The organism is Thermostichus sp. MS-CIW-36 (genome assembly GCF_054059035.1).
The window spans coordinates 1-24717 of the sequence record NZ_JBSSBR010000018.1 but is presented as its reverse complement, the minus strand read 5'-3'; the positions used below and the strand labels follow the sequence as shown (position 1 = coordinate 24717).

The following is a 24717-nucleotide window of genomic DNA, read 5'->3' as shown; positions in this document are numbered from 1 at the left end:
ATGTTCAGCAGTGTTCAGCGTAAATGTATCAGCTAGGATGGGATCCCCTTTCCCTTCAGCGGTGCAGAGCACTTTGCGAGTAGAATTTCAGATTTTCCGACAGTTGCCGCCGGAGCCGCCCCGCTGGCAGTCCTTCTGGCTGGAGACATCCCCTGGCGCCACCATTCTCGATTGCCTCAACCAGATCAAGTGGGAGCAGGATGGCAGCTTGGCCTTCCGCAAAAACTGCCGCAACACCATCTGTGGCAGTTGCGCCATGCGCATCAACGGCAGGGCAGCCTTGGCTTGTGGCCGACATGTGGGCGAAGAGCTGGATCCCCGCAGCCCCCAGCCGCAGCCTATTCGCATCGGCCCTCTGGGAAACCTGCCCGTTCTGCGGGATCTGGTGGTGGATATGCAGCCCTTCTGGAACGATCTCAGCCGGGTGGATCCCTTTGTCAGCACGGCGGGGCGACGCATCCCGGAGCGAGAGTTTTTACAGCTGCCTGCCGAACGGGAGCATCTCAACGCTGCCGGTGGCTGTATTCTCTGCGGAGCCTGCTATTCCGATTGCAATGCCAAAGAGGTGAACCCAGAGTTTGTCGGCCCCCATGCTCTGGCCAGAGCCAACCGCCTCGTCCAAGACAGCCGCGACAGCCAACGGGAACAACGCCTGCAGGCTCTGGATAGCTTGGCTGGTGTCTGGGGCTGTACCCGCTGCTGGAACTGCAACAGCGTCTGCCCGATGGGCGTGGCACCTCTGGATCAAATCACCGAACTCAAACAGGGGATCCTCTCCCGCCATGCAGACAAGACCGCTGCTCTGCCCACCGACCGTTCCCCATCGCACGCTGTTCGCGCTATTCGGACGGATTCCTTGCCCATAGCCATCCGCCACCGCAAGACTCTGGTGCAACTGGTGCGCTCCGGTGGTTGGATAGATGAGCGCCGCTTTGCCCTGCAGGTGGTGGGCCGGGATCCCAAAGGGCTGCTCAGCTTGGTGCCTTTGGGTCTGCGCCTGTTGGCCAGGGGCAAATTTCCCTTTCGCTTCCAGCCCTCTGCAGGGGCGGCGACGGTACGGCGGCTTATCGACACAGTTAGGCAGGAAGGAAGGGATCCCCTCTAGGCTCCAGTTTTGAGGTTGTCTTGGCCGGAAATCAATCTGGCACTCAAAATCCGATCCCCCACTTTGATGTGGCGCAGCACCTCCGTTCCCTCTGTAACGTACCCGAACACGGCATAGCGGCCATCCATGAGGTTTAACCCCGCCGGAGTGAGATCCGGCTCAGCCATAAAGATGAAGAACTGAGAAGAGGCGCTGTTGGGATCGTCGGGATAGCGGGCCATGGCCACCGTCCCTTCGGCGGAAAAGGGCAGAGCCGGTTCCACATCCCACAGGCCCATCTGATCAAAAGTCTGGCCGTAGCGGGGCATCACCTCGCCTTTGGCGCGAATCTCCATGGGGATGGTGCGAACCTTGCCCGTGGCCGGATCCACATAGCCATCGGCAGGGCCAGGGGGATCCCCGGCCTGCGCCAGGAAGAAGGTCTCCACCCGGTCAAAGGTCAGGCCATCGTAGAAGCCCCGCTGCACCAGGTCGGCAAAGTTGCCGGCAGTGATGGGGGCGCTGTAGCCATCTAAGGTGATCACCATGCGCCCAGCGGTGGTGTTTAGCTCCACCTCTGCCCGCCCCAAGAGCTGAGGTTTGTCGGCATACTCAGCAGGCACTGTGTAGGGGAAAGCCCCCACCCAGTTGTTTTCGAGGGATCCCAACTCGTCCACTAGACGGTCGTAGGCAGCGCGGGCCTCTTCTTTGCCTTTGGATTTGCGCTCGCTGGCTTGGCCGATCACCTGCAACTGCTCCCGCAGCGCAGCCATCTGTTCAGAGGCTGGGGTCACCCGATCCGGGGGCAAGCCGGCCAGCAGGGAATCTCCATGGCGATCCAAGAGGTGCTCCACCTGGCGCACATCTCCCCGCACCGCTGACCAGCGGTTGTACTTCAGGTCGGTGTCGATTTTGGAGATGGCCTCATCAATTTCCAGCAGCTTCGTTTCTGAGATGGGTAGCGCCCGCCGCAAGAGGGTACGGGGATCCGTGATGGCATCCCCTTGGGGCAGAGCCAAGGCCGGGATCCCCCAGAGCACCACCCCGCAGAGCAGAGCAGCTACGTAGAGGCCAATCCGGCAAAGGGATCCCCATTGCCAAAATCCTTGGGCACGCTGCGTCATGGTTCCTACCGACTGCAAAACCACTCCTGTCTCAGCCTGACATCCCACCGTCACAGGCGGCAAGCGCTGTCAAACCTCGATAGATATCTCCACGACTGGCTCACTCCACCTGGGGGAAAGCCGTCATCGCTACACGACGCTTTTGCGACCGCAATAGCGGGACCAACTTCTCCAAGGGCATGGCTACACGGCTCTCCTACCTAGGAACGGTGACCTCGAAACGGATGACCCCGGCTGAGCCAGAACTGCCTCCCCCCACGTTCACCACCACCACGCCGTTGGGGTTGCTGATGCCCCCACAAGCAGGAGGCACAGCCCCACCCGGCGGAATGAAGGCCCCCCCATCCCCATCTTGGGCGTCGCTGAGGGCCACAGGGGATCCCCCTGTGCTCACCGACAGGCTGCCCGGCACATACTGCAAGCCAGGCGCCAAGGGATCGCACACCACAAAGGTGGAAGCGGGCGAGTCCAGCAGGAAGTAGATGGCAAACTGCACCCGCGCTCCTGGGCGCACCGGCAGGTTGATGGCCCCCTGCAGGAAGGTGGTGGCTCCGCCCGGCCAGGGGAGCTCTGGGTTGTCGTTGGGGTCGGTGGGCTCGTCGAAGAATTCGGGAATGGAGAGGCCATTGAGGGCGCTGATCCGCTTGACCAGTCGGATCCCTTCGCCTGGGGGAGGTGCTGGGCTGGGTGTGGGCGTCGGAGTGAGTGTGGGTGTCGGTGTTGGGGTGGGCGTCGGTGTTGGGGTGGGGGTGGGCGGAGCTTGCTCCTCATATGCTCCTACATCACACCGAACTCCAGCAGGTCGGGAAAAACCCCGCTGATCCTGGTTGACAGGGCTACTGTTCAGGTCGGTACACTGCCCGGCTGGCACAGCGTCGATGGCTACACTGCCTGCCAGAAGGGCATGGGTCTGGGTCGGCCCACCATTGTTGACCAGTGGCCCAAGGTTCAAAGCTGCTGAGGTCACAGCCGTAAGTCCTGGGCAGCTTCCATCGGTGTCGAGATTCGCCCCGCTGGGGGTGAGAGTGCCAGCGTTGGAACAATTACCTCCGCTTGTACTGTTTGCTACGATTGAGTTCCTAAGGTTGGCTGTGGCGTCGTTGAAAATACCTCCACCTTTTGAAGCTGAGTTCGATGCAATTGTTACAAAGCTTAGACTGCTGGTGCCGAGATTGTAAATGCCACCGCCTTTTGTGCCAGCACTATTTCCTGATAGGGTGCTGTTGGTAATGTTTACTGTACTGCTGCTGGAAACATAGATGCCTCCCCCCTCCTGGCCGACATTGTTGAAGGAGATCTCGCTTGCGTTGAGGGTCACCTTGCCGCCATTGCCGTTGTAAATGCCGCCCCCCTTTTCACTAACGTTATTGCCGGAGATCCCTGTTTTGCTGATGTTTGTCGTGCCTAAATTGTAGATGCCGCCCCCTTCCTTGCCAGCACCATTGTTGACAATGCCGGCGTTGGTAACCGTTACCGTGCCGCCGCTGCCGTTGTAGATGCCGCCTCCCTCCTGGCCGGCACCATTGTCGGAAATGCCCGCTGCGTCAATGGTTACTGTGCCCAGGTTGTAGATACCGCCTCCTCTTTGGCCAACACCATTCTTGGAAATGCCAGTGTTGGTAATTGTTACCTTGCCGACGCTGCCGTTGTAGATGCCACCTCCCTCCTGGTCGGCACCGTTGTCGGAAATGCCCGCTGCGTCAATGGTTACTGTGCCCAAGTTGTAGATGCCGCCCCCTTTCTCACCAACACCATTCTTGGAAATGCCAGTGTTGGTAATTGTTACCTTGCCGCCGCTGCCGTTGTAGATGCCGCCCCCTTCCTTGCCAGCACCATTGTTGGCAATGTCGGCGTTGGTAACCGTTATCGTGCCGCCGCTGCCGTTGTAGATGCCGCCCCCTTTGTCACCAACGCCATTGTTGGAAATTCCAGTTTCGCTGATGGTTGCCGTGCCCAGGTTATAGATGCCGCCCCCTTCCTTGCCGGCACCATTGTTGGTAATGCCGGCGTTGGTAACGTTTACCTTACCGCCGCTGCCGTTGTGGATGCCACCCCCTTGCTGGTTAGCACTGTTCCCCGAGATATCGGCTTTGTTGATAGTTACTGTGCCCAGGTTGTGGATGCCGCCCCCGAAAGAAAAAGCCCCATTACTGGAGATCTGAACCTCGGAGACTGCAAGCTGACTGCCGACCTCCACAAAAACACCGCCACCGGCAGTATCTGGAAAATTGGCTCCATCCGCACAGCCGCCTTTGATCGCTACACTTTGTAGATTGAGCTTACCTCCACTGCTGACATGGAAAATCCGAAACTCGCCTTTAGCTGCACTACCATTTAGATCGCACTTTACCGAAGTATCTCGCTGGATCGTCGCCCCGTTGCCTTGAATGGTGATGGTGCTGGTAATGTCCAAATCGTCGTTGTCCGCTCCAGAGTCGGTTTGGTGTCCCAGCCCATCGTCGTCTTTCGACAAGGTGTGGGTCGTCGCTGCCGACAGCACAATCGTGTCTGCACCTGAGCCCGCAGGACACTCATTCACTGCTGAATCGGTGTTTGCAGCTATCACGGCCTCCCGCAGAGAGCAGAAGCCATCAGTGGCTATAGCATCGCTTGGGGTGGTGACGATGATCGTAGTCTGTGCCGGCGAAGGCAACTGCAAACCTGCCGCTGCTATACTCGCCAACAAAGGCAATACGAACCTAGAGCTGTATTTGCCCACACCTTGCCTCTCTGTCAATCAAGATGGCCCAGTAAGAGGATCTCCCCCTGCTCACCTGCGGCAACAAGCCATAGACAGGGAGAGGGGCTTGGCAATCGGCTAACCTCGAAGACCTCCTCTCCCTAAATCTACCGCTGGCTGCGGTGGATTTCCCATTCCACTCCCACTTCCCTTCCGCCAGCCGATAAGGCATGGCCTCACCTCGGGATGAGAGGCTGCTCCCGGTTGAGGGGCAAGGTGTGGAATGGGCTTCACCTAGGAACGGCGACCTCGAAACGGATGACCCCGGCTGAGCCAGAACTGCCTCCCCCCACATTCACCACCACCACACCGTTGGGGTTGCTGATGCCCCCACAAGCAGGCGGCACGGCCCCACCCGGCGGAATGAAGGCTCCCCCTCCCCCTGTGCTCACCGACAGGCTGCCCGGCACATACTGCAAGCCAGGCGCCAGGGGATCGCACACCACAAAGGTGGAAGCGGGCGAGTCCAGCAGGAAGTAGATGGCAAACTGCACCCGCGCTCCTGGGCGCACCGGCAGGTTGATGGCCCCCTGCAGGAAGGTGCTGGCTCCGCCTGGCCAGGGGAGCTCTGGGTTGTCGTTGGGGTCGGTGGGCTCGTCGAAGAATTCGGGAATGGAGAGGCCATTGAGGGCGCTGATCCGCTTGACCAGTCGGATCCCTTCGCCGGGGGGTGCCGGGCTGGGGGTCGGGGTTGTACCTGGGCTCGGCGTTGGTGTTGGCGTTGGTGTTGGCGTTGGTGTTGGTGTTGGCGTTGGCGTTGGCGTTGGTGTTGGCGTTGGCGTTGGTGTTGGCGTTGGTGTCGGCGTTGGCGTTGGTGTCGGCGTTGGTGTTGGTGTTGGCGTTGGCGTTGGTGTTGGTGTTGGCGTTGGCGTTGGTGTTGGCGTTGGCGTTGGTGTCGGCGTGGGCGTCGGCGTGGGCGTCGGCGTGGGAGTTTCTTTTGGTGTGGGGGTGGGTGTGGGGGTAGGGGTTTCTTTCGGCGTTGGCGTGGGTGTTGGTTGCTGCTGGGTGACTGTAATAGTAATGGTTGCTTGGTTGGAAATCAGCCCTGCAGTATCCTTTACCGTGTATTTAATTGGAGTGGTAGTACCCGTGAAAGTTGGCACCGGAGTAAATGTGACCTCTCCGGTGAGTAGGTTGACGGAATATGTGCCTTCTCCAAAAACTGCCAGAGTAGTTTGCTGCCCAGGAGTGAGCGGGTCTAGGTCGATAGTACTGGGATCCAAGCTAAAAACGTAGGCTGTGTCATTGGACAGCACATTGATGGTGACCGATGTATTGGCTGGGGTGGTGGCAGTGTCATCCTTAGCAACGGGGTTGTAAGCAACAATGCCCCCCCCTGCTGTCATGTCCCAACCGCCGTTAACCTCTGTCGTATTGTTCGGAAACGTTGTGAAGTCTTGGATTGAGCCAGTTACGTCATTCCCAACTACTGAGTAACCAAAGAACGTTTGACCAGATCCTATGCCCAGATCCTGGTAACTTACGAAAACACCCGACAATTTTTGATTAACTGTGCTAGCTGTAATATTCGTATTCAGACTGGCAGTTCCGCAATTGTCGCTGTAAATCTTTGTAAGTGATATCACTGTTCCTAGTCCCCAATCAGTAGCCGAGACCGAGATGGGAGAGTTATAAACAAATTGTTTGGGATTTGGATCGAGTTTCGTAATAGCAGCAATTTTAAAACTATCGTTTCCTCCTCTATCTAGAAGTAGGAAGCCAATCTTATCAAGGTTTGTAGAAGGGGCAGTTATTCCGCCTGGGGTTATAAAGTCTACCCTCTCAATATTATTACTGTTCACACTGATAATATTTGTAAATAGATTATCCGTGCCAGCTTTGATAACCGGGTTTAAGGGATTGATTAGGATAGCTTGCTCCATCGACGTAATTCCTAGAGTGCCAGGAGTGTCTGGCGGAATAACCCAGACAATGTTGCATACACCAGATTTATTGGGGTTATCGACTCTCCTCAGAACAACTTGATCGGTTGCACCAATGAGAGACAGCTTTTGGCCACTCACCTGAATGTCTGTCAGTACAGATCCAGCACCTAAGGTGGGAACAGCAGCGGCTTGGAGTGTGTGCTGATAGCTGTGATCAATCACTCCTTCAACCACAATCGTAGGTGCGGTAACGCTGCCAGCCGTGGCTTCTAAAATCCAATCTGCTCCGGCTTTGGCATAGCCTGTGAGGTTGGTAGAAGCAGCGATATCAGCTCCTGTCAGGCGGGCTATTTGCTCTATGAAAAGTCTGCCCTCCAGCCCTGCCGCCACCTCGCAGCCGTAGATTAAAATGTCCGCATCGTCCGCAAGGCTAGATTTCCACTTTGCCAGTAGGTCCGCGTACTCGGGCAAGTTTTCTCGGTTAAGAACTCTTCTGCCCAAGGAGAGTAAGCCTGCCTGCCCGTGAGACAGGATGTGCAGGGTTTTGATGCCTTTTCGTCCTCGCAGTGTCTCTGTGATCTGCTCAATTCCATCTCTATTGGGATCCAGAAAAACAACTTCCGCTCCAGGACGAATGCCTGCCAGCAAGATCGCCAAGTCCGGCAAGGCTTGATCGATAAAGACCAGCTCATCCTGCTTGGGGTGTTGTAGAGACGTTTCCCTAGACGCAGAGAAGCTAGCTTGCTCTACCCCCAAGAGAACCATTAGCAGGGCTGTGGAAACGGTGCCCAAGCTGCGACTAAAAAAGCAAAGCAATCTTTCCAGTTGACCAGGACGAAATGAAGACGGTTTTGAGGTCAGCATTCAACACTCCTCGGCTCTCTCAGCGCGTTCTCTTGAAACACAAAATCAGCTCACATCAAACTTGACTAAAACGAGGCAACCATCAGTTATCTACCCTCACCGAAACCGTGTTGCTAAAGAGCAACGAGCCCGATGCTGAACGAACAACAGCTCTGTTGGTGATGATGGTGGGAAGAGCGGGAGTTTCAGGAGCAGGCACAAATGGAGTCGGCGTAGGTGCCGGCGGTAGGGGTACGGGAATGCGGAGGCGGCAGGGCTGATCCGATTGATTACCTTCTGGGGCATAGCAAACGCGAATAAGATCCTCCACAAAGCGGAGCTGATTAAAACTAAGTTGATCCGCTTGTCGAATAATGTCCGTAATGATTTCCTCCAGGTCTCGGGCTGTTCTGGAAAGAGGTACGCTGACAAACAGAATATTCTCCAGATCCCTAACTTCGGGGGGAGCTAAGTTGGAGAAAGGTACTCTATCCCGCTCCCGCAGCAAGATGCGATAAAGGGCTTCGCTCCAAGGGGAAACATCCACGGCTGCGCTGAAAACAAATCCCCGCAGGGGTGTAGACTGGCCGGACTGACGCCCTTGGCCCAATAGGTTGGACTGAACCGATACCAACTTCCCCGGCGGTTGAATAATCGATCCGGAAAAGGGGATGGTGAACCGCAAGTTGCCCTCCAAGGCAGTGGTTGACAAGGCAGGCAACAAAATGTCTCCTCTTGAGCTTAGGTTGAACAACTCAACCTTATTGCCCCTTGAAAAGAGCGGCCCTCCCGAACAAAGGGCGGCTGTTGAGCCTGAAGGGCAAAGCTGAGCAAAGGGATCCACCACCAATCCCAAAATGGCAGAGGTAGAGACAGAGCCAGAGCCGGGATCCCTTGGCGGCGACCCCACGGTCGAGGGGCTGCTGGAGGTGCCACCGCAACCTTTCAGGAAAACCGTTAGGGAACCTGTAAGCACTGCCGCCAGGACAAGCGCAGCCGGTTGCCAAAATCTTCTGGGTATACCGAGTCGTCGAAACATTTGCTTATCGCCTCGCTCTCGATTAGGGATGTTGTCAGCCTGCGGAATGACTCTAGCGGGATCCCACCGTGAGAACAGCGTCGCTGAATGGCGCCACAAAACGGCTGCCTTCTCTCTCAACTCTCAGCTCGCCACTGAGAAGATAAGAACCAGCAGATAGCGGAACGTTGCTTTGCACCCTCACCTGCAGGCGGTGCTCCCCAATAGCAGCAGGGAATAAGTTGGCAAAGGGAGCTTCCAGCCCTTCAGAAAACCGTGCCAGCACAAAAGTCCCCTCAGTAGCTGCAGCCAGACGCTGTAACTCCAGAAGATTCAAATCGACCCCCAACCCAACCACATACACGGTGAGTTTTTGTCCTCGCTCTCTGGCCAAAGTTGTCAGCTCCTGAGTAGCTTGGTTGATGGAGCGGGTGCTTTCGTTGTCAATCCCATCGGTAAACACCACCAAACGGCGGTTGAAACGCTCGGTGGGCCGAAAGTCGCTTAAGAAACGCCCGGCTTCTACTGTGGCATCGTAGAGGGCAGTGTTCCCCCCCGGAACAGCGCGCAAAACGCCTCGTCTCAGCAGCTCTTTGTCGCCGGTGAAGTCCTGCAATAGCTGAGCCGTGCGCAGGGGCTGCCCCAAAGCTGTAAGGCCAAAACCTGCCCCCCGGTTGTCAAAGCGCAGAATGGCGCCCAGATCCAGGGGTGCAGGGCGAAATTGATCCAGGAGCCGAAAAACAGCCAGGAAGCGCCGAGATTGGGGATCCAAAACCAGCAAGCTGCCTGAGCCATCCATCAGCACTGCCATGAGCAAAGGCCGCTGAGCCAGATCCGGCGGGGGGTTCTCGATCCGGGTGGGTGTCAGGGTCAAGGCTACCGGCTGCGGGATCCCTAGCAAGTCGGTTACCCGGTTTACCTGCAGGCTGACCTGGCCGGCAGAGAGCTGGGTTATTGGTTGGGGCGGATCCCCGCCTTGCAGGAGGGCGATGTTGAACTCCATTTCCCCTTGTGTGCCAGAAAAGGAGCGGGTCAGAGCCCCATTGAATGTCAGGCGAGCTTGGGATCCCACAGCAGACGGCTCAATGCCTGTACCGCCGGAAGAGCCACAGCCGACAAGGCAGCTTCCCACGAGCACCAGGAGAAGCAGCCAACCAGCTTTTTGGCTTTTTACTTGACCGGGCTGTATTTTTACAGTCATTGCAGCTGCCAGTGCAAGCATAGTGGGGTGGCATGAAAGTACGGAGTTAGAATACCACCCAGTAATTCCGAAAGCTACTGTAGCGCTTGGTGTAGGCGTAAAGATTTTTACTGCAGTTAGAGGATCTCGAGTTCATCTTTTTTCACAATGCGAGCACAGCGGGTCTCAGCTTTGAGCCTAGTAGGGCGGCTAAAGCCTGTCTGCTCCGAGAATTGCTTCGAGATAAAGACCCCTTTGTTTTGCCACTTGTGGCAAGCGTTCTCGCTGACCAATTGTCAAATAAGCCGGCGCTCTCCTCCGTGGCCTATAGTTCATAGCAGCTCATCAGTGCAGGTGTAAGCTCTAAAAGGATCCCCTGGGTGAGGAGGAGAACTGAACATGGCGGCAAAGCAACTCAAGTTCTATTGGAGCCCCCAACACCAGCTCTTTAGCTGCGATGGCGCCAAGTTGGAGGGGCACGGCTACATCCAAACCAACCCCTCCCATGACCTGGTTCACCTGCTCATTGCCGCCAACGGCAACATGCCCTGGCAGCCGGTGGAAAGCCGCGAGCAAACTTGCTTTGCCGAGTACAACGCGGTAATGCTGGAGCACCTGTTGGTCAACTGCTTCAACGCAGCGGTGCTGGGATCCCTGCCTGCCCAGCAGATCATCCCAGAGGCGCGGAAGTTCTTGCGGTGGTTTGTTTCAGAACATTACGCCCCTTTTCCGGTGTCTGAAGAAGAGGCTTTTCGTCGCTTTGCTGCGCACCTGGATATTGAGCGCATTGTGCGTTTGTTCCCCTATTTTTACAGTCTGCGGGCTTGGGAATGCTTCAGCCCCGATTACCGCGCCGAGACCTACGACCTGGAGTTCACCTCCGAGGATGATCCCGTTCGAGAGGCCCCGGAATGGGCGGCGGATCCCAACATTTTGGAGACTCAGGAGCTGGTGCGGCAAAAGCTCTCTGAGGCAGTAGCCGAGGCGGGCTCGATCCGGCCCAAACCGGAGCCCGTTTTCCCGCCAACTTCGTCAGCTAGAAATCGCAGGAGCCCCGCACTGTACCCGTAGGGTCAGTGCCGGGAGGAATGCGGAAGTCACAATAGAACCATGACCCAAGTCCTGACCGTATCCTGCAAGCTCAAGGTGTCCCAGTCGCAGGCCGCCAAATTGGACGCGACTTTGGAGGCTTTTGGCCAAGCCTTGAGCTGGGTCAACCAGAACACGCCGGAGAAAGTCGCCAACGCCGTTAAGCTCCAGTCTCTGTGCTACCGCGAAATCCGCGCCCGGTTCGGCTTATCCAGTAACTTGGCTCAGCAGGTCTGCAGACGGCTGGCCGGTGCCCGTAAAGTTGCCCAACAGAAAAACCGCCCCGTCAAAGCGTTCAAGAGAGGCTTTGCGACCTACGACGCTCGTATCTTTTCGTTCCGCGAGAAAGACTGGACGGTGTCGCTGACCACGGTGGAGGGTCGAGAGCGCTTTGAGCTGGCGATTGGCCGCTACCAGAGAGAACGGCTGGCGGGCTCCAATCCCAAATCTGCCACTCTGGTCAAGCGTAAAGACGGCTCCTACTCTATTCAGATCTGTGTGGAAACGGAGCCATCCCCACCGCAACGCACGGATAGAGTGCTGGGCGTGGATTTAGGAAGGGCGGATATTGCTCATACATCGGAAGGAGATAACTGGAATGGACAGCAGTTGAACCGAGTCCGAGACCACTACTCCAAGCTGAGGGCGGCACTCCAACGCAAAGCCAGTAAGGGCACACGCAGTTCGCGGCGCAGATGCCGTCAACTGTTGCAACGGCTGTCTGGCAAGGAAAGACGCTTTCAAACGTGGGTCAATCATCGCATCTCCAAAGCTATTGTCTCCAGGGCAAAGGCTACCAACAGCGCTATCGCTCTGGAAGACCTGACGGGGATCCGGGAAAGAGTCAATCAACAACCCCGCAGCAAAACCGAAAGGCGCAGGGCCAACAGTTGGGCGTTCTACCAACTACGTCAATTTCTGGAATACAAGGCGAGGGTTGCAGGGGTTTCTCTGATTCTTGTTCCGCCTGCCTACACGTCGCAGACCTGCCACCGGTGTTTGCACATCCATCCCGATCCTGCGCAATCCTACCGCAGTGGTAAGTCGTTCAAGTGTGGGCACTGTGGATGGGAAGGAGATGCGGACTTGAATGGTGCGAATGTGATTGCGCTTTTGGGGGCTGTCGTAAACCAGCCTAGAGGTTCGGGCCTGTTTTGTTCTCTAGTAGAGCAGGGCAGGCTCAGGGCTACTGAAAGCCCGCTCCGTACCGCTTTAGCGGTCGGAGTCGGGTAGTTTACCTTCTCCTCTGTCCGATCCCCCAGCCAAGACCAGGCAGAAAAAAACCGGACTCGGCTTCAAGCCTGCCCGTTGATGGATCCCCTCACCCCTTTCCCACAGGGAGAGGGGAAGACTAATCTGCGCCTTTCACTAGCCGACGAAAGGCCTTTTTGCCCACCTGCAAAATCCGCCCGGCCAGCTCCGAGGCATGGGCAAACTCCAGGTCGGGATCCTCCACCTTTTGCCCATCCAGCCGCACGGCGCCCCCTTGAATCTGCCGACGGGCCTCGGCGGCACTCTTGCACAGGCCACACTCACGCAGGATGTAGCTGAGTTTAACAGGGTAAGACAACCCATCGATGGCAAAGGTGGGGATGGATCCCGTTTCGGCAAGAATACCGTCTAGCACCAGGGCTTGGGCGGTGCGCTGGGCCTCTTCTGCCGCTGCAGGGGAGTGAAACTGGGCCACTAGGGTCTTGGCTAGGAGGATCTGCCGCTGGCGGGGATCCTGCGGCAGCTCGGCAAGGGGCACTGAGGTGAGCAACTCAAAGTAGCGCTCCACCAGGTGATCCGGCACCTTCTCCAGCTTGGAGTACATGGTGAGGGGATCCTCAGTCAGCCCCACGCAGTTGTTTTTGGACTTGGACATTTTCTGGTACCCGTCCAGCCCCTCCAAAAGCGGCACCGTCAGGCAAAACTGCGGCGCTTGGCCCTTCCAAATTTGCAGATCCCGACCGGTGAGCAGGTTAAAGCGCTGGTCGGTTCCCCCCAGTTCTACGTCGGCTGCCAGAGCCACCGAGTCGTAGCCCTGCAGGAGGGGATAGAGAAATTCGTGCAAGTATACCGGCGTCCCGGCTTGGTAGCGCTGGGCAAAGTCTTCTTTGGCCAGCATCTGCCCCACCGTCATCTGGGCCTGGAGTTCGATCAGCTCGCTGAGAGTCAGGTGGGCCAGCCACTCGCTGTTGCGGCGCACCTCCAGCCGGCCAGGGGTCTCAAAATCCAAGATCTTGCCGGCCTGCTCCAAGTAGGTGCGGGCGTTTTCCTCCACTTCTGCCGGGGTGAGGCGGGGACGGGCCTCCGATTGGCCGGTGGGATCCCCTACCAGAGCTGTGAAGTCCCCAATGAGCAAAATGGCCACATGGCCCGCATCCTGAAACTGCCGCAGCTTGCGCAACACCACCGAATGCCCCAGGTGCAGATCCGGTCGGGTGGGATCGATGCCCAGCTTCACCCGCAGGGGACGATCCGCTTGCGCCAAGCGCTCCGCCAGGGCAGCAGCTCCTCCTGGAAAGATCTCGGCCACTCCCCGCTCAACAATTTGGGCTATCAACGGATCCCGGTACGCTGGCGAAACTGAGGCTGACGATATACTCAAATCCTGCTCCTCCGGCTGAACCCATGAGCCATTTTAAGCCCACGCAAAAGATGCTCGATTCTCAACTCAAGATCTTCTCCCCCTAGCCCGGTTGGAGTTGTCGATGGGCAGGGTTGGCCATCCTGCTGCCCCAATAGACGCCGCCCTATAATGGGTCTGGCTTGTTGTTGCTTTGCAACACGGACGTGACAGGGTTTTTGACGTGACCTACGGTCGCAGACCATTGGCCCGCCGGGCGAGAAAGCCGGGGTTGGAGCGTGTCTCCAATTCCCCTTTTTCCGGATCGGGGTTTGACGAGCATGCCGACTATACCCCACCCACCCGCCCCTCCCGGATTGCCCAGGTTGCCGGTGTGGTGGGCAATCTGTTGCTGGGATCCCTGCTCTTGGGATCCACGGCAACGGCTGCCGGATTGGTGGGGCTGGCCATTAGCTTCCGCAACTTGCCGGACGTGCATCAATTGCGGGATTACGTGCCCATTGCCACCACCCACATTGTCGATATTCGGGGCGAGCCCATTGCCAGCCTACACGGGGAGGCCAACCGGGAAGTGATCTCCCTTGAACAGGTCTCGCCGGAGATGAAAAAGGCCTTGCTGGCCATTGAAGACAGCCACTTTTACACCCATCCAGGCATTAATCCGGTCAGCTTGGGCCGGGCGATCCTAGGCAGTGTGGAGGGGGGTATAGGCTCGGCGGGGGGGGGATCCACCCTGACAATGCAGTTGGTCAAGAACCTGTTTTTGAGGCCGGAGCGTACCCTCAGCCGTAAAGTCGCCGAGATCGTGTTGGCGGTGCGCCTAGAACAGGTCTTCAGCAAAGACGAGATCCTGGAGATGTACCTCAACCAGGTGTACTGGGGGCACAATCTCTACGGCATCCAGGCGGCGGCCCGCAGCTACTTCAACAAGGATGCGTCTGAACTGAACTTGGCTGAAGCGGCGATGTTGGCTGGGATCCTGCCGGCCCCGGAAACCCTCAGCCCCTTTCGCAACCTGGAGGGAGCCAAACGGCGGCAACACCTGGTGCTGGATCGTCTGGTGGAGCTGAAGTGGATTACCCCCGAGGAAGCCCAGGCGGCGCGGGAGCAAAAGCTGACCTTAGGCCGCATTACCTCCTTTCAAAGTAACGCCCCAGCAGTTACCGACGCCATTGAGGCGGAGCTGCGGCGCCGCTATGGGGAACAAGCTCTAATGCAAGGAGGTCTGCGGGTTCAGTCCACCATCGATCTGCGTCTGCAGCGCCTTGCCCAGCGCATTGTCAATGAAGATGGCCCCCGCATTGGGGCAGCTCGTCGTGCCGATCAAATGGCTTTGGCGGCAGTGGATCCCCGTACCGGCTATGTGAAAGCCATTGTGGGCGGGATCAACGCTCAGCGGGGCCAATTTAACCGCGCCACCCAGGCGTTTCGCCAAACGGGATCCACCTTTAAGCCCTATGTGTACTACGCGGCTCTGGCCAGCGGGCGCTATTCACCCGGCAGCATCTTGGAAGATACCCCCGTCACCTATCCCGGCTCGCCACCCTACAGCCCGAAAAACTACGACAACACCTTCTATGGCCCCCTCACCTTTGCTCGGGCTTTGGAGCTCTCCCGCAACGTGCCCACGGTCAAGTTGGCCGATGATGTCGGGATCCGCAACGTCATTGCAGCGGCTCAGGCCACGGGTATTACTGCCGAGATGTTCCCCAACTTGGCTACAGCTCTGGGCTCGGCCAGCGTCAGCCCCCTGGAGATGGCGGCCAGCTATGCGGTCTTTGCCAATGGCGGATATCGGGTGGAGCCGACCCTCTTGGCCCAGGTGGTGGATCGCAACGGCCAAATCCTCTTCGAGGCCAGGCCTCAGCCGCAGCGGGTTTTGGATCCCTGGGCGGTGGCTACGCTCAACCAAATCCTCAAAGGGGTAGTGACCCAAGGCACCGGGACGGCGGCTCGTTTGGATGACGGGCGACCCGTGGCCGGTAAAACCGGCACCACCTCCGATTTCCGCGACGCTTGGTTCATCGGCTACGTGCCGCAACTGTCCACCGCCATTTGGATCGGCAACGACAACAACTCTCCCATGCTGCCGGGTACGGCAGGAGGCGCTTTTGTGGCCCCCACTTGGAAGCGCTTTATGACCGAGGCTCTCCAAGGGATCCCACCTCAGGACTTCCCCAGCCCGCATCAATTTCCCCCTCCCCGACCATGACCTACAGCGAAGAGCGGCTGGCGCGTATCGAGCGCACTGTCGAGGCCAACGCTCAGGCCATCGCCCAACTGGCCCGGCAAAACCAAGAGCTGATGCAAACCATTGCCGGCACCGAGGAGCGCATTGCCAGAGCCGAGGAACGCATTGCCAGGGCCGAGGAGCGCATTGCCAGAGCCGAGGAGCGCATTGCTGGCGCCGAAGAACGTCTGGAGGCCGAGGTCAAACGCTGGGACGAGCGGTTTTTCCAGCTCAGCCGCGATACCCTCAACTTCACCCGCAATGTAGTGACCATCGCCGCCATCACGGCGGTTTTGATCCCCCTGCTCAGGGATGTCGCTCCCCTGCTGATCGAGCTGCTGCGGGAGGGATCCCGTTAGCCCTCTGTAGCTGGGACATCTCGCTTTTCCAACCGCTGGCCAACAAGTGGTTATCGGCAATTGCGCTGAGACAGCCGCGATTCCACCTCTCTGGGGTCGAGCAGGGTTCCAACCGGAATCGAGGTGTCCAAGGGATCCCAGCGCGTACTGATTCTGAGTTACACTAAAACTGCAAAGAAAGGTAACGCCTTTTTCTGGTTCTCCTGACCCTTCACCGCGTTCTTTCTTGCATTCCTTGCACAAGACACAGAGGACAGACGATTATGGCTTTTGAACTCCCGGCTCTGCCCTATCCTGCCGACGCGCTGAAGCCCTACATGTCGGCAGAAACGTTTTCCTTCCACCACGGCAAGCACCACGCGGCCTACGTAGCCAACCTGAACAAGCTCATCGAGGGCACCGATCTGGCCAACAAGTCTCTGGAAGAAATCATCAAGGCCACCTTTGGGGATCCCAGCAAAGCGGGTATCTTCAACAATGCTGCCCAAGTTTGGAATCACACCTTTTTCTGGGAATCCATGAAGCCAGGCGGGGGAGGTGCGCCTACCGGGCCTATTGCCGACAAGATCAACGCCGACTTTGGCGGCTATGACAAGTTTGCAGAAGCCTTCAAGACGGCAGCCGCCACCCAATTTGGCAGCGGTTGGGCCTGGCTGGTGCTGGACAACGGCACGCTGAAGGTTACCAAAACCCCCAATGCCGAAAATCCGCTGGTTCACGGTCAAACGCCCCTGCTCACCTTGGATGTGTGGGAGCACGCCTACTACCTGGATTACCAAAACCGGCGGCCTGACTTCATCAATGCCTACCTGGAGCACCTGGTGAACTGGGATGCCGCCAATGCCCGGCTGGCTGCCGCCTGACTCCACCTGTTCTGGGATCCCTTGACGGGGGATCCCATCGAAGACTAGCCCTATGTCTCTGTTTGCGAAGGGATCCTTGGGGATCCCTTTTTTGCGCCTAGTCTCTTCCCAGGCGTTCCCGCTCCTCGCACAACCGCTCCAGAAAGCCGGGGGTAGGGGGTTGGGTTGGAGGGGCTGCAGGGGGAGCAGGAGTTGGAGCAACCCGGTTCATCTGGGGGAACAGGGGTTGGTTGATGGGCGGCGGGGGGAGAGGCTTGGCCGGGACAGGGGCTGGAGAAGGTGGAGCAGGGGGAGGGGGTGTGGGCACGGCAACCGGTCGGGGTGGAGGCACAGCAGGGGCTGGAGGAGGAGGTGACACCTGCTGAGTTGGAGCAGGGGGCTGAGGGGTAGAGGACACTGCCTCTGGAGTTGCTGCTGGCCTGGGTGTGGGCTCGCTTGCGGACTCACCGATTCCCAGATCTGGGGCGGGATCATCCTCAAACACCGGTTTGCCCTCCGGATCCCGCGGCAGCCAGTCCAGCAGAGGTTCAGGAGTGGCTGAGGGATCCCGCTCAGGGTGCTCTGCACCGCCGACTGGAAGGGGGCGTTCGGGGGCAGCAGGCGGTCTTTCGCTGCCTGGGCCCGGATCCAACAGCAGACGCAGGCCCCAGAAGGTGCTCCCCGCAATGACAACAAAAAGGGCTATCCCAGCCCAGAGGGGAAACGGCTTGGCCTCGGGCTCTGCCTGGGTACTGAGCAGGTGTGTGCCCGACTGCCCTGCATCCACCGCCGCCAGGGTGCGCTCGGAGAAGATGGGTGCGGCTGGGGGGGGCGCGAGGGAAGAGCTGGCAGCGCTCTGGGAGCGCAGGGATCCCTCCAATTGGGCGCTGAGAACCTTCATATCTTGGGGCCGCCGGTCGGGATCTTTGGCCAGACAGGAGAGCACCACCTGTTCCAGCTGCAGCGGAATCTCATAGGGCAAATTCGAGCGATCGAAGGGCTGAGGCTGTTGGTAATTGTGGGCCTCGTACCAGCCGGGGAAAGAATCGCTCTTCGGCTGGAGGGGGTGTTGCCCGGTCAACATGCGGTAGAGCACTACGCCAAGCGAGTAGATATCCGAGCGGGCATCCAGGGCTTCCCCGCGCACCTGTTCGGGAGAGGCATAGCGCACCGTACCCAAAAAGCCGGTGGTCTGGGTGCCGAGGGCAAGGGAAACGTCGCTGAGGAGCTTGGCAATGCCGAAATCCAAGATTTTGACGGTCTCCCCCAACGTTTCATCTTTTAGGACGAAGAGGTTGCTGGGTTTGATGTCGCGATGGATCACCCCCTTGATGAGATGGCCATCCTGCTCGGTCTCTAGGTTGTGGGCGTAATAGAGACCGGCGCATACTTGGCGGGCCATCCTCACCACCTGTTGAGGCGGCAGCACCGGCTGCTTGAGCATTAGCTCCCCCAAACTGCGCCCCGTCAGGTATTCCATCACCAGGTAAGGTTGGTCGTTCTCTAGGCCATAGTCCAATACCTTGACAATGGCAGGGTGCTCCCCCAGCAGCGTGCTGATGCGAATTTCCTGCTGAAAACGTTTGTGCAACTGGCGTCGGGTGTTGTCATCGCCTGCCAAGTTTTGGTGCAACAGCTTGACCGCCACCGGACGGTTGAACAGGCGCGTATCGACAGCCTTGAACACCCGCCCCATGCCACCTGCTGCAATGCTGTGAACCAGTTGATAGCGCTGGCCGATCACTTTTCCAGGAGCAAGCTGGTTCATGGGCAGCCCAAGAGCATGTACCCTCTGATTTTAATGCGTGTTTCTCGGGGGTTTCTCCCGCCTTTCTCTGGGCACTACTGCCAAGCTGTTTTCACTGCTTAATGTGTCTTAATGTGTCTGATGTACTTACTTTTGAATACTTATTAAACGCCCTGCCAGTAATTGAAGGCCGGACAAAGTCTGTGGGGCATCGAGAGCTACTTGGATCTGGAGGGATCTGATAGACTCATGCGGGCGCTTTGCCGGGTTTGTTCATTAGCTGTCTGTCGGGTGATTTATGCTGGCTAACTGGCTGGAAATGTCGGGGATCCCTCTAGCCCTGATCGGCCCTGTTGAGAATCCGGTGCTGGTGTTTTTGATCATCCTGACCATCATGCTGGTGGCTCCCTTGCTGTTTGAGCGGCTGCGCCTGCCGGGGATCATCGGGTTAATCTTGGCTGGGCTGGTGGTGGGGCCCTACGGCTTGGGCATCTTGCGGCGGGACGAGACCATCATCCTGCTGGGCACGGTGGGGCTGTTGTTTCTCATGTTCATGGCGGGGCTGGAGACCAGTCTGGAAGATTTGAAGCTCAATGCCGGGAAGGCCACCCTCTTCGGGGCGCTCACCTTTCTGTTGCCCATGCTCATCGGCACAGCAGCCATGTTGGCCATTGGGTATGGCTTTCTGGCGGCGGTGCTGGTGGCCTCTTGTTTTGCCTCTCACACCCTGATCGGTCTGCCCATCATCTCGAAGCTGGGGTTGATGCGCCTGCAGACGGTGACGGCAACTTTGGGGGCCACCCTTATCACGAATGTCCTGGCTTTGTTGGTGCTGGCGGTGGTGGTGCGCGCCCACCAAGGGGAGCTGTCGCTGCGCTTTTGGCTGACGTTGATCCCTTCCATTGCCCTCTACACCTTTGCCACCCTCTGGGGGGTGCCTAAGCTGGGCAGTTGGTTCTTTCAACGCTTTGGTCACGACGAGGGAGCAGAGTTTACTTTCGTGATCGCCACTTTGTTTGTGGTGGCCTATGGAGCGGGGTTGATCGGCATTGAGCCGGTGGTGGGAGCCTTTCTGGCCGGGACGGCCATTACCCCCATCATCCCCCAGCTCAGCCCCCTGATGAACCGGATCCAGTTTATCGGCAACACCCTGTTTGTGCCTTTTTTCTTGATCTCGGTGGGGATGCTGATCAATCCCGGTATTCTCTTGGGGGAGCCGCGCACGCTGCTGGTGGGCGGAGTGATGATCGCAGCGGAGGTGGTGAGCAAGTTTCTGGCCGCTTGGATCCCGGCCCAACTGTTTGGCTGGCGCTTTGCCAGCACGATGATCATGTTCGGTTTGTCGATGGCTCAGGCGGCGGCTACCCTGGCGGCCATCACGGTGGCCTTTCAGGTGAAGTTGGTGGATGAGCTGACGGTGAACGGCATCATTGCCATGATCCTGGTGACCTGTGTTGCCTCGCCTTGGATTGTGGCCCGCTGGGGAGAGCAAATGCAGCCCACCGAAGTGGCGGCAGAGTCCACTGAATTGCCCAAGCCAGATTGGGGAGCTCGCGTCTTGGTGCCGGTGGCCAACCCGGATACTGAGAGGAACCTGCTGCAGTTGGCTTTGATTTTGGCCAAAAAAGATGGGGGAACGCTGCTGCCGCTGCATGTTTTGTCTGACCGCGCCGGGATCTCGCCGGCAGCCCTGGCTCGGCAGGAGCAGTTGCTGACTTTCGCAGAAGCTCTGGCCCACAGCGCCGTGGCCCGAGTGGAGCCGATTCGGCGGGTGGATGACTCGGTGGAAAAAGGGATCATTCGCTCGGCGGCGGAACGGCAGGCAACCTTGGTGATCCTGGGCTGGAAGGGCTACTCCACCTATACAGAGAACTTTTTCGGCAGCATCATCGACGCGGTGGTGCGGCAGGTGGGGATCCCAGTGTTGATCACGCGGTTTCCGGTACCCATCGAGACGGCGCGCCGCATCCTCTTGGTTGCACCGGAGCTGGAGGTCTCTCCCGGATCCCTACAGCAGACCATTGGGCTGGCGCAAACGCTGGCCGGCGAATTGAAAGCGGGTTTGCAGATCCTGCTGGTGCAAACCCGACCTGGGCGGGAACGCTCCCCAGCCTTGCCGGCAGAAAGCTATGCCCACTTGCCGGTTCAGCGGGTGCAGGGGGGGGTGGTGGCGGAAGTCTTTAAAGCGCTGCAGCCGGGAGATGTGTTGGTGTTGATTCCCAGTGAAACCGGCAACCGGTCGCGCCTGGGCCGAGAGCCGGAGACCATCGCCCGCAACCGACCCAGCCTTCCCATCATCGTGGCGCATTTGCCGCGGGATTCAGCTCATCCCTTGCGCCAAGGAGATGGGGTTCTGGCGGCCGCAGAGCCCACTTGACAGGAATGGCATTGGGGTGTTGTCTGGCGGACTGGAGCTCTTGTCTCAACGACGCCCCGGCTCCCCTGGTAAACTGGGATACCCCAGGTTCGGAGCAGTCGTGAGCCAGAAGGGAGGCCCAGAGCCATAGACTATGTTGATTGAGGAAGTGGGGATAGTGCCCTGCGGAGCACAGGAGTATGGTTGCCTATTTGCTAGAAGTCGGCTGTGAAGAGCTCCCAGCCAGTTTTGTGGATTCGGCTCTGGAGCAGTGGCGAACCGGGATCCCGGCCTCTTTGGCGGAGGCTCATCTGCAAGCGGAGCAGATGCAGCTTTTCGGTACGCCGCGCCGCCTGGCGGTTCTGTTGCAGGGGTTGCCCACCCAGCAGCCGGATCGCACCCTAGAGGTGAAAGGGCCACCGGTTCAGGTCGCCTACCAAGATGGCCAGCTCACTCCTGCCGGGGAAAAATTTGCCCAAAAACAAGGGGTGGATCCCGGCAGCCTGGAAATCCGGCAAGTGGGCAAGGGATCCTTTGTGTTTGCGGTGCAGCGGGTGCGGGGCCGACCGACGGCAGCCGTGCTCCAAGAATTGGCACCCGCCTGGATTACCAACTTGAGTGGGGAACGGCTGATGCGCTGGGCCTGCGGGGATCTGAAGTTTCCGCGCCCCATTCGCTGGCTGGTCTCCCTTTGGGATGATCAGGTGCTGCCTTTGCTGCTGCCGACCCACGAGGGCAATACCATGCCGGGCTTGGTGGCCGGGCGGGTTAGCCGGGGGCACCGCGTTTTGGGATCCCAGCAGGTCACTCTGGAGCGGGCCGAGAGCTACGTTCAGCAAATGCAAGAGGCGGGGGTCAGCCCCGATCCAACAGCGCGAGAGGCATACATTCAGGCTGAGGTGACCAAGCTGGCCAGGCAAGTGAATGGGGAAGCCCAGATCCCTGCTCCTTTGCTGCGGGAGGTGGTGCACTTGGTGGAGTGGCCGACGGCGGTTTTGGGGCGTTTTGAGCCGGAATTTTTGCGCCTGCCGCCGGCGGTGATCGAGACGGTGATGATCATCCACCAACGCTATTTCCCGGTACGGGATGGCCGGGATCCCAGAAAATTGCTGCCCTATTTCATCACCATCTCCAACGGCGACCCCCGGCAATCGGAGCGGATCGGGGCAGGCAATAGCCGTGTGGTGCGGGCGCGCCTGGCGGATGCCCGCTTTTTCTACGAAGAGGATCGGCGGATCCCTTTGGCGCAGCGGGTGGAACGCCTGCAGGCGGTTACTTTTGCCGAAGGGCTGGGCTCCATGCGGGACAAGGTGGAGCGCATCCGCCACATCAGCCGCCTCATTGCCGCTGCCCTGAACTTGGATCCCCAGGAGCAGGCGCTGGTGGATCGCACGGCTTACCTGTGCAAGGCGGATCTGGTTACCCAAATGGTGTACGAATTCCCCGAGCTGCAGGGGATCATGGGAGCCGACTACGCTCGGCAGGATGGGGAACCGGAGGCGGTGGCCGAGGGGATCGAGCAGCACTACTGGCCTTTGGGGGCGGGGGACGCTTTGCCCACAGCACTGACGGGGCGGGTGGTGGGCTGGGCGGATCGCCTGGATACCTTGGTGGGCATGTTTCGCTTGGGGCGGATCCCCACCGGCTCCTCGGATCGCTTTGCCCTGCGGCGGGCCGCCAACAGCCTGGTGCTGGTTGCCTGGGATGCCGGCTGGACTTTTGACTTCAACTTGCTGTTGCAGAGCGTGGTGCAGGACTATGCCTTTGGCGATGTCCACACCTTGCGAGCCTTGCAGGAGTTTTTGGCCCAACGGATACAGACCCTTTTGCAGGAGGAAAAACGGATTGATTACGACTTGGTCAGGGCTGTGGTGGGGGATCCCGAGTCGGTCAAAGCGGAGGATCCCCAGAAGGCCGAGCTCACCATGCGGGCCCTGGGCAACCTGCCCTTGACTTTGCTGCGGGCGGAGTACCTGCAACACCTGCGGGCCACCGGGGAATTGGCGGATCTCTATCCCACCCTCAATCGCTGCGCCCGCCTGGCAGCCCAAGGGGACTTGGACTACGCCGTGGTGGATCCGGCAGCCGCCGTGGATCCCGGTCAGTTGCAGGAGGCGGCAGAAAGGGAGTTGTACGAGGCTTGCCAGAAGGTCTATCGCCTGGGGGTGGAGCCGGCCTTACGGGGAGATTTTGTTCCCTTGGTGGAAGCTCTGCAAGCGGCAGCCCCTCAGGTAGCCCAGTTTTTTGAAGCCGTTCTGGTGATGGATCCGGATCCTGTGCGACGGGCCAGCCGGCTCAATTTGCTGGGAGTATTGCGCAACCAGTCGCGCCTGTTGGGGGACATGGGGGCTGTGGTTATGGCAGGGGAATCCTCGCCGGAGAAGACCTCCTAGCTGGCCAATCCAGACACGCTTGGAACCCTCACTCCCGGCCCCTCGGGAGCTTGGGAATGGACATGCAACCTATTATCCAAGGAAGCGCAGACATTGCCGCAAAGCCCGCTGCACCGAGGCCAGGTAGCCCTCTCCAAACAGGTTGAGATGGTTGAGCCAGTGGTAGAGCTGGTAGAGGGGCTTGCGGTGGGGATACCCCTCGTCCAAGGGGTAGGCCTGCTGATAAGCCCGATAGAACTCGGCTGGAAAGCCCCCAAACAATTCTGTCATCGCCAGATCTGTCTCCCGATCCCCGTAGTAGGTGGCCGGATCGAAAATCACCGGGGATCCATCGGCCAAGGCCCCGTAGTTGCCGCCCCACAGATCTCCATGCAACAGAGCGGGTTCTGGCCTGTAGTCCTGAAAAAAGGCTTCCAGCTCCGCCATTACCCGTTCGGCTTGGGCCACCCACGTGCCGCGATACCCCTGTTGGCAAGCCAATTTCACCTGGTAGAGCAGCCGCTGTTCCCGATAAAAATCCGGCCAATTCTGCCGCCAACTGTTGATCTGAGGCGTAGAGCCGATGGTGTTGTCCCGCTCCCAGCCGTAGCTGCCGTTGGGGGATAGGGTGCGGTGCAACTGGGCCAACTGGGATCCCAACAAACCCGCAGTGTGCGGACGGGGCGAGGTTAGCTCCAGGTATTCCAGCACCAAGTAGGCCTGCTCTCCTACGGATCCCCAGATGATGGGCTGAGGTACGCGAATGGCCTGGGCAGCCGCCAGGGTTCGCAAGCCCGCAGCTTCCGCTGCAAACATCTCCAGCGCTCTTTCTCCCCCACGGGCCAATTTGACAAAGTAGTCTCTTGCCCCTTCTGCAAGAGGGTTTTGGGAAGCGCAAGAAAACCGATAGGTGGCGTTGATGCTGCCCCCGCCCACAGAACGATACTGCAGGGGCCGTAAGGGATCCCCTGTTGCTTCTGAAAGGTGCTGGGCGATGGTTTGCCAAAGAGTTTGCATCAGCAGCCAAAGTCAATTGTCGGAGAAAAACAGGTACTTAATCAGACCTGTAAGCACACCACCCACTAGGGTAATAATTGCCCCTCGGCTGATGAACTCCTGGTTGTCCAAGCGCTTGCCAATCCCGTCCATCTTCTCGCTCAGTTTGCCTTCCATCCCGTTGATCCTTTCGTTCAACTGGGCCTCAATGCCATCAATTTTCTCGGTGAGCTTGACCTCGACGCTGTTAATCCTTTCGTTCAACTGGGCCTCAATGCC

The 24717-nt window shown here is 58.7% G+C and carries 17 protein-coding genes and 2 pseudogenes; 8 read left to right on the top strand and 11 right to left on the bottom strand.

Translation table 11 applies throughout. The annotated features are described in order from the left end of the window. Nucleotides 1–73 precede the first annotated feature (73 nt). A complete protein-coding gene (locus tag ACVWVQ_RS09065; RefSeq protein WP_457508122.1) occupies nucleotides 74–1105 on the top strand; it encodes a succinate dehydrogenase/fumarate reductase iron-sulfur subunit in 1032 nt (343 codons plus the stop codon). Here ACVWVQ_RS09065 and ACVWVQ_RS09060 read toward each other — a convergent pair. From ACVWVQ_RS09060 to ACVWVQ_RS09030, 7 genes and pseudogenes are all read right to left on the bottom strand, one after another. Then, nucleotides 1102–2208 carry a peptidylprolyl isomerase gene (locus ACVWVQ_RS09060; protein ID WP_457508092.1) on the bottom strand — a complete coding sequence of 369 codons (1107 nt, stop codon included), beginning with the start codon at nucleotides 2206–2208 and terminating at the stop codon, nucleotides 1102–1104. The genes ACVWVQ_RS09065 and ACVWVQ_RS09060 overlap by 4 nt on opposite strands. A gap of 196 nt (nucleotides 2209–2404) precedes the next feature. Further along, nucleotides 2405–4774 (bottom strand): choice-of-anchor Q domain-containing protein, encoded by a 2370-nt coding sequence (locus ACVWVQ_RS09055; RefSeq protein ID WP_457508091.1) that lies wholly within the window; start codon nucleotides 4772–4774, stop codon nucleotides 2405–2407. Nucleotides 4775–5178: 404 nt separating this feature from the next. After that, entirely contained in the window at nucleotides 5179–6294 is a 1116-nt protein-coding gene (locus tag ACVWVQ_RS09050; RefSeq protein WP_457508120.1) for an Ig-like domain-containing protein, read from the bottom strand. Nucleotides 6295–7038: 744 nt separating this feature from the next. Beyond that, nucleotides 7039–7599, bottom strand: a pseudogene (locus ACVWVQ_RS09045) (DUF4347 domain-containing protein); the annotation flags it as partial. Between the two features lie 181 nt (nucleotides 7600–7780). After that, the gene (locus tag ACVWVQ_RS09040) at nucleotides 7781–8398 is read right to left on the bottom strand and encodes a hypothetical protein (RefSeq protein ID WP_457508089.1); all 618 of its coding nucleotides are present in this window, start codon (nucleotides 8396–8398) and stop codon (nucleotides 7781–7783) included. A 20-nt stretch (nucleotides 8399–8418) separates the two neighbouring features. Next, entirely contained in the window at nucleotides 8419–8613 is a 195-nt protein-coding gene (locus ACVWVQ_RS09035; protein ID WP_457508087.1) for a hypothetical protein, read from the bottom strand. A gap of 155 nt (nucleotides 8614–8768) precedes the next feature. Beyond that, on the bottom strand, nucleotides 8769–9827 hold the full coding sequence (locus ACVWVQ_RS09030; protein ID WP_457508085.1) for a vWA domain-containing protein: 1059 nt from the start codon (nucleotides 9825–9827) through the stop codon (nucleotides 8769–8771). Between the two features lie 447 nt (nucleotides 9828–10274). Here ACVWVQ_RS09030 and ACVWVQ_RS09025 point away from each other — a divergent pair, with 447 nt between their 5' ends. Further along, on the top strand, nucleotides 10275–10946 hold the full coding sequence (locus tag ACVWVQ_RS09025; RefSeq protein WP_457508083.1) for a hypothetical protein: 672 nt from the start codon (nucleotides 10275–10277) through the stop codon (nucleotides 10944–10946). A 39-nt stretch (nucleotides 10947–10985) separates the two neighbouring features. Then, the gene (locus ACVWVQ_RS09020) at nucleotides 10986–12197 is read left to right on the top strand and encodes an RNA-guided endonuclease InsQ/TnpB family protein (protein ID WP_457508081.1); all 1212 of its coding nucleotides are present in this window, start codon (nucleotides 10986–10988) and stop codon (nucleotides 12195–12197) included. 118 nt (nucleotides 12198–12315) lie between these two features. On the opposite strand, the gene tyrS is transcribed toward ACVWVQ_RS09020, so the two are convergent. Then, on the bottom strand, nucleotides 12316–13557 hold the full coding sequence (gene tyrS / locus ACVWVQ_RS09015; RefSeq protein WP_457508079.1) for a tyrosine--tRNA ligase: 1242 nt from the start codon (nucleotides 13555–13557) through the stop codon (nucleotides 12316–12318). Between the two features lie 202 nt (nucleotides 13558–13759). Between tyrS and ACVWVQ_RS09010 the strand changes: the two genes are divergently transcribed. The 3 genes from ACVWVQ_RS09010 to ACVWVQ_RS09000 all read left to right on the top strand — a co-directional run bounded on the left by ACVWVQ_RS09010 (nucleotide 13760) and on the right by ACVWVQ_RS09000 (nucleotide 16988). Further along, the gene (locus ACVWVQ_RS09010) at nucleotides 13760–15748 is read left to right on the top strand and encodes a transglycosylase domain-containing protein (protein WP_457508078.1); all 1989 of its coding nucleotides are present in this window, start codon (nucleotides 13760–13762) and stop codon (nucleotides 15746–15748) included. Further along, nucleotides 15745–16125: a hypothetical protein gene (locus ACVWVQ_RS09005; RefSeq protein ID WP_457508076.1), complete on the top strand. Its 381-nt coding sequence runs from the start codon at nucleotides 15745–15747 to the stop codon at nucleotides 16123–16125. Before ACVWVQ_RS09010 ends, ACVWVQ_RS09005 begins: the two co-directional genes overlap by 4 nt. 263 nt (nucleotides 16126–16388) lie before the next feature. Further along, nucleotides 16389–16988: a superoxide dismutase gene (locus tag ACVWVQ_RS09000; RefSeq protein ID WP_414375281.1), complete on the top strand. Its 600-nt coding sequence runs from the start codon at nucleotides 16389–16391 to the stop codon at nucleotides 16986–16988. A 97-nt stretch (nucleotides 16989–17085) separates the two neighbouring features. Here ACVWVQ_RS09000 and ACVWVQ_RS08995 read toward each other — a convergent pair whose 3' ends face one another. Then, a complete protein-coding gene (locus ACVWVQ_RS08995) occupies nucleotides 17086–18735 on the bottom strand; it encodes a serine/threonine protein kinase (RefSeq protein WP_457508073.1) in 1650 nt (549 codons plus the stop codon). A gap of 277 nt (nucleotides 18736–19012) precedes the next feature. Here ACVWVQ_RS08995 and ACVWVQ_RS08990 point away from each other — a divergent pair, with 277 nt between their 5' ends. Then, entirely contained in the window at nucleotides 19013–21091 is a 2079-nt protein-coding gene (locus ACVWVQ_RS08990; protein WP_457508071.1) for a cation:proton antiporter domain-containing protein, read from the top strand. Nucleotides 21092–21270: 179 nt separating this feature from the next. Beyond that, on the top strand, nucleotides 21271–23463 hold the full coding sequence (glyS, locus tag ACVWVQ_RS08985; protein WP_457508069.1) for a glycine--tRNA ligase subunit beta: 2193 nt from the start codon (nucleotides 21271–21273) through the stop codon (nucleotides 23461–23463). Between the two features lie 72 nt (nucleotides 23464–23535). Here the strand turns inward: glyS and ACVWVQ_RS08980 are convergent, their stop codons facing one another. Both ACVWVQ_RS08980 and ACVWVQ_RS08975 read right to left on the bottom strand, forming a co-directional pair. Next, nucleotides 23536–24459, bottom strand: a complete 924-nt coding sequence (locus tag ACVWVQ_RS08980) for a fructosamine kinase family protein (RefSeq protein ID WP_457508067.1) — start codon at nucleotides 24457–24459, stop codon at nucleotides 23536–23538. A 12-nt stretch (nucleotides 24460–24471) separates the two neighbouring features. Continuing rightward, nucleotides 24472–24717, bottom strand: a pseudogene (locus ACVWVQ_RS08975) (hypothetical protein); the annotation flags it as partial.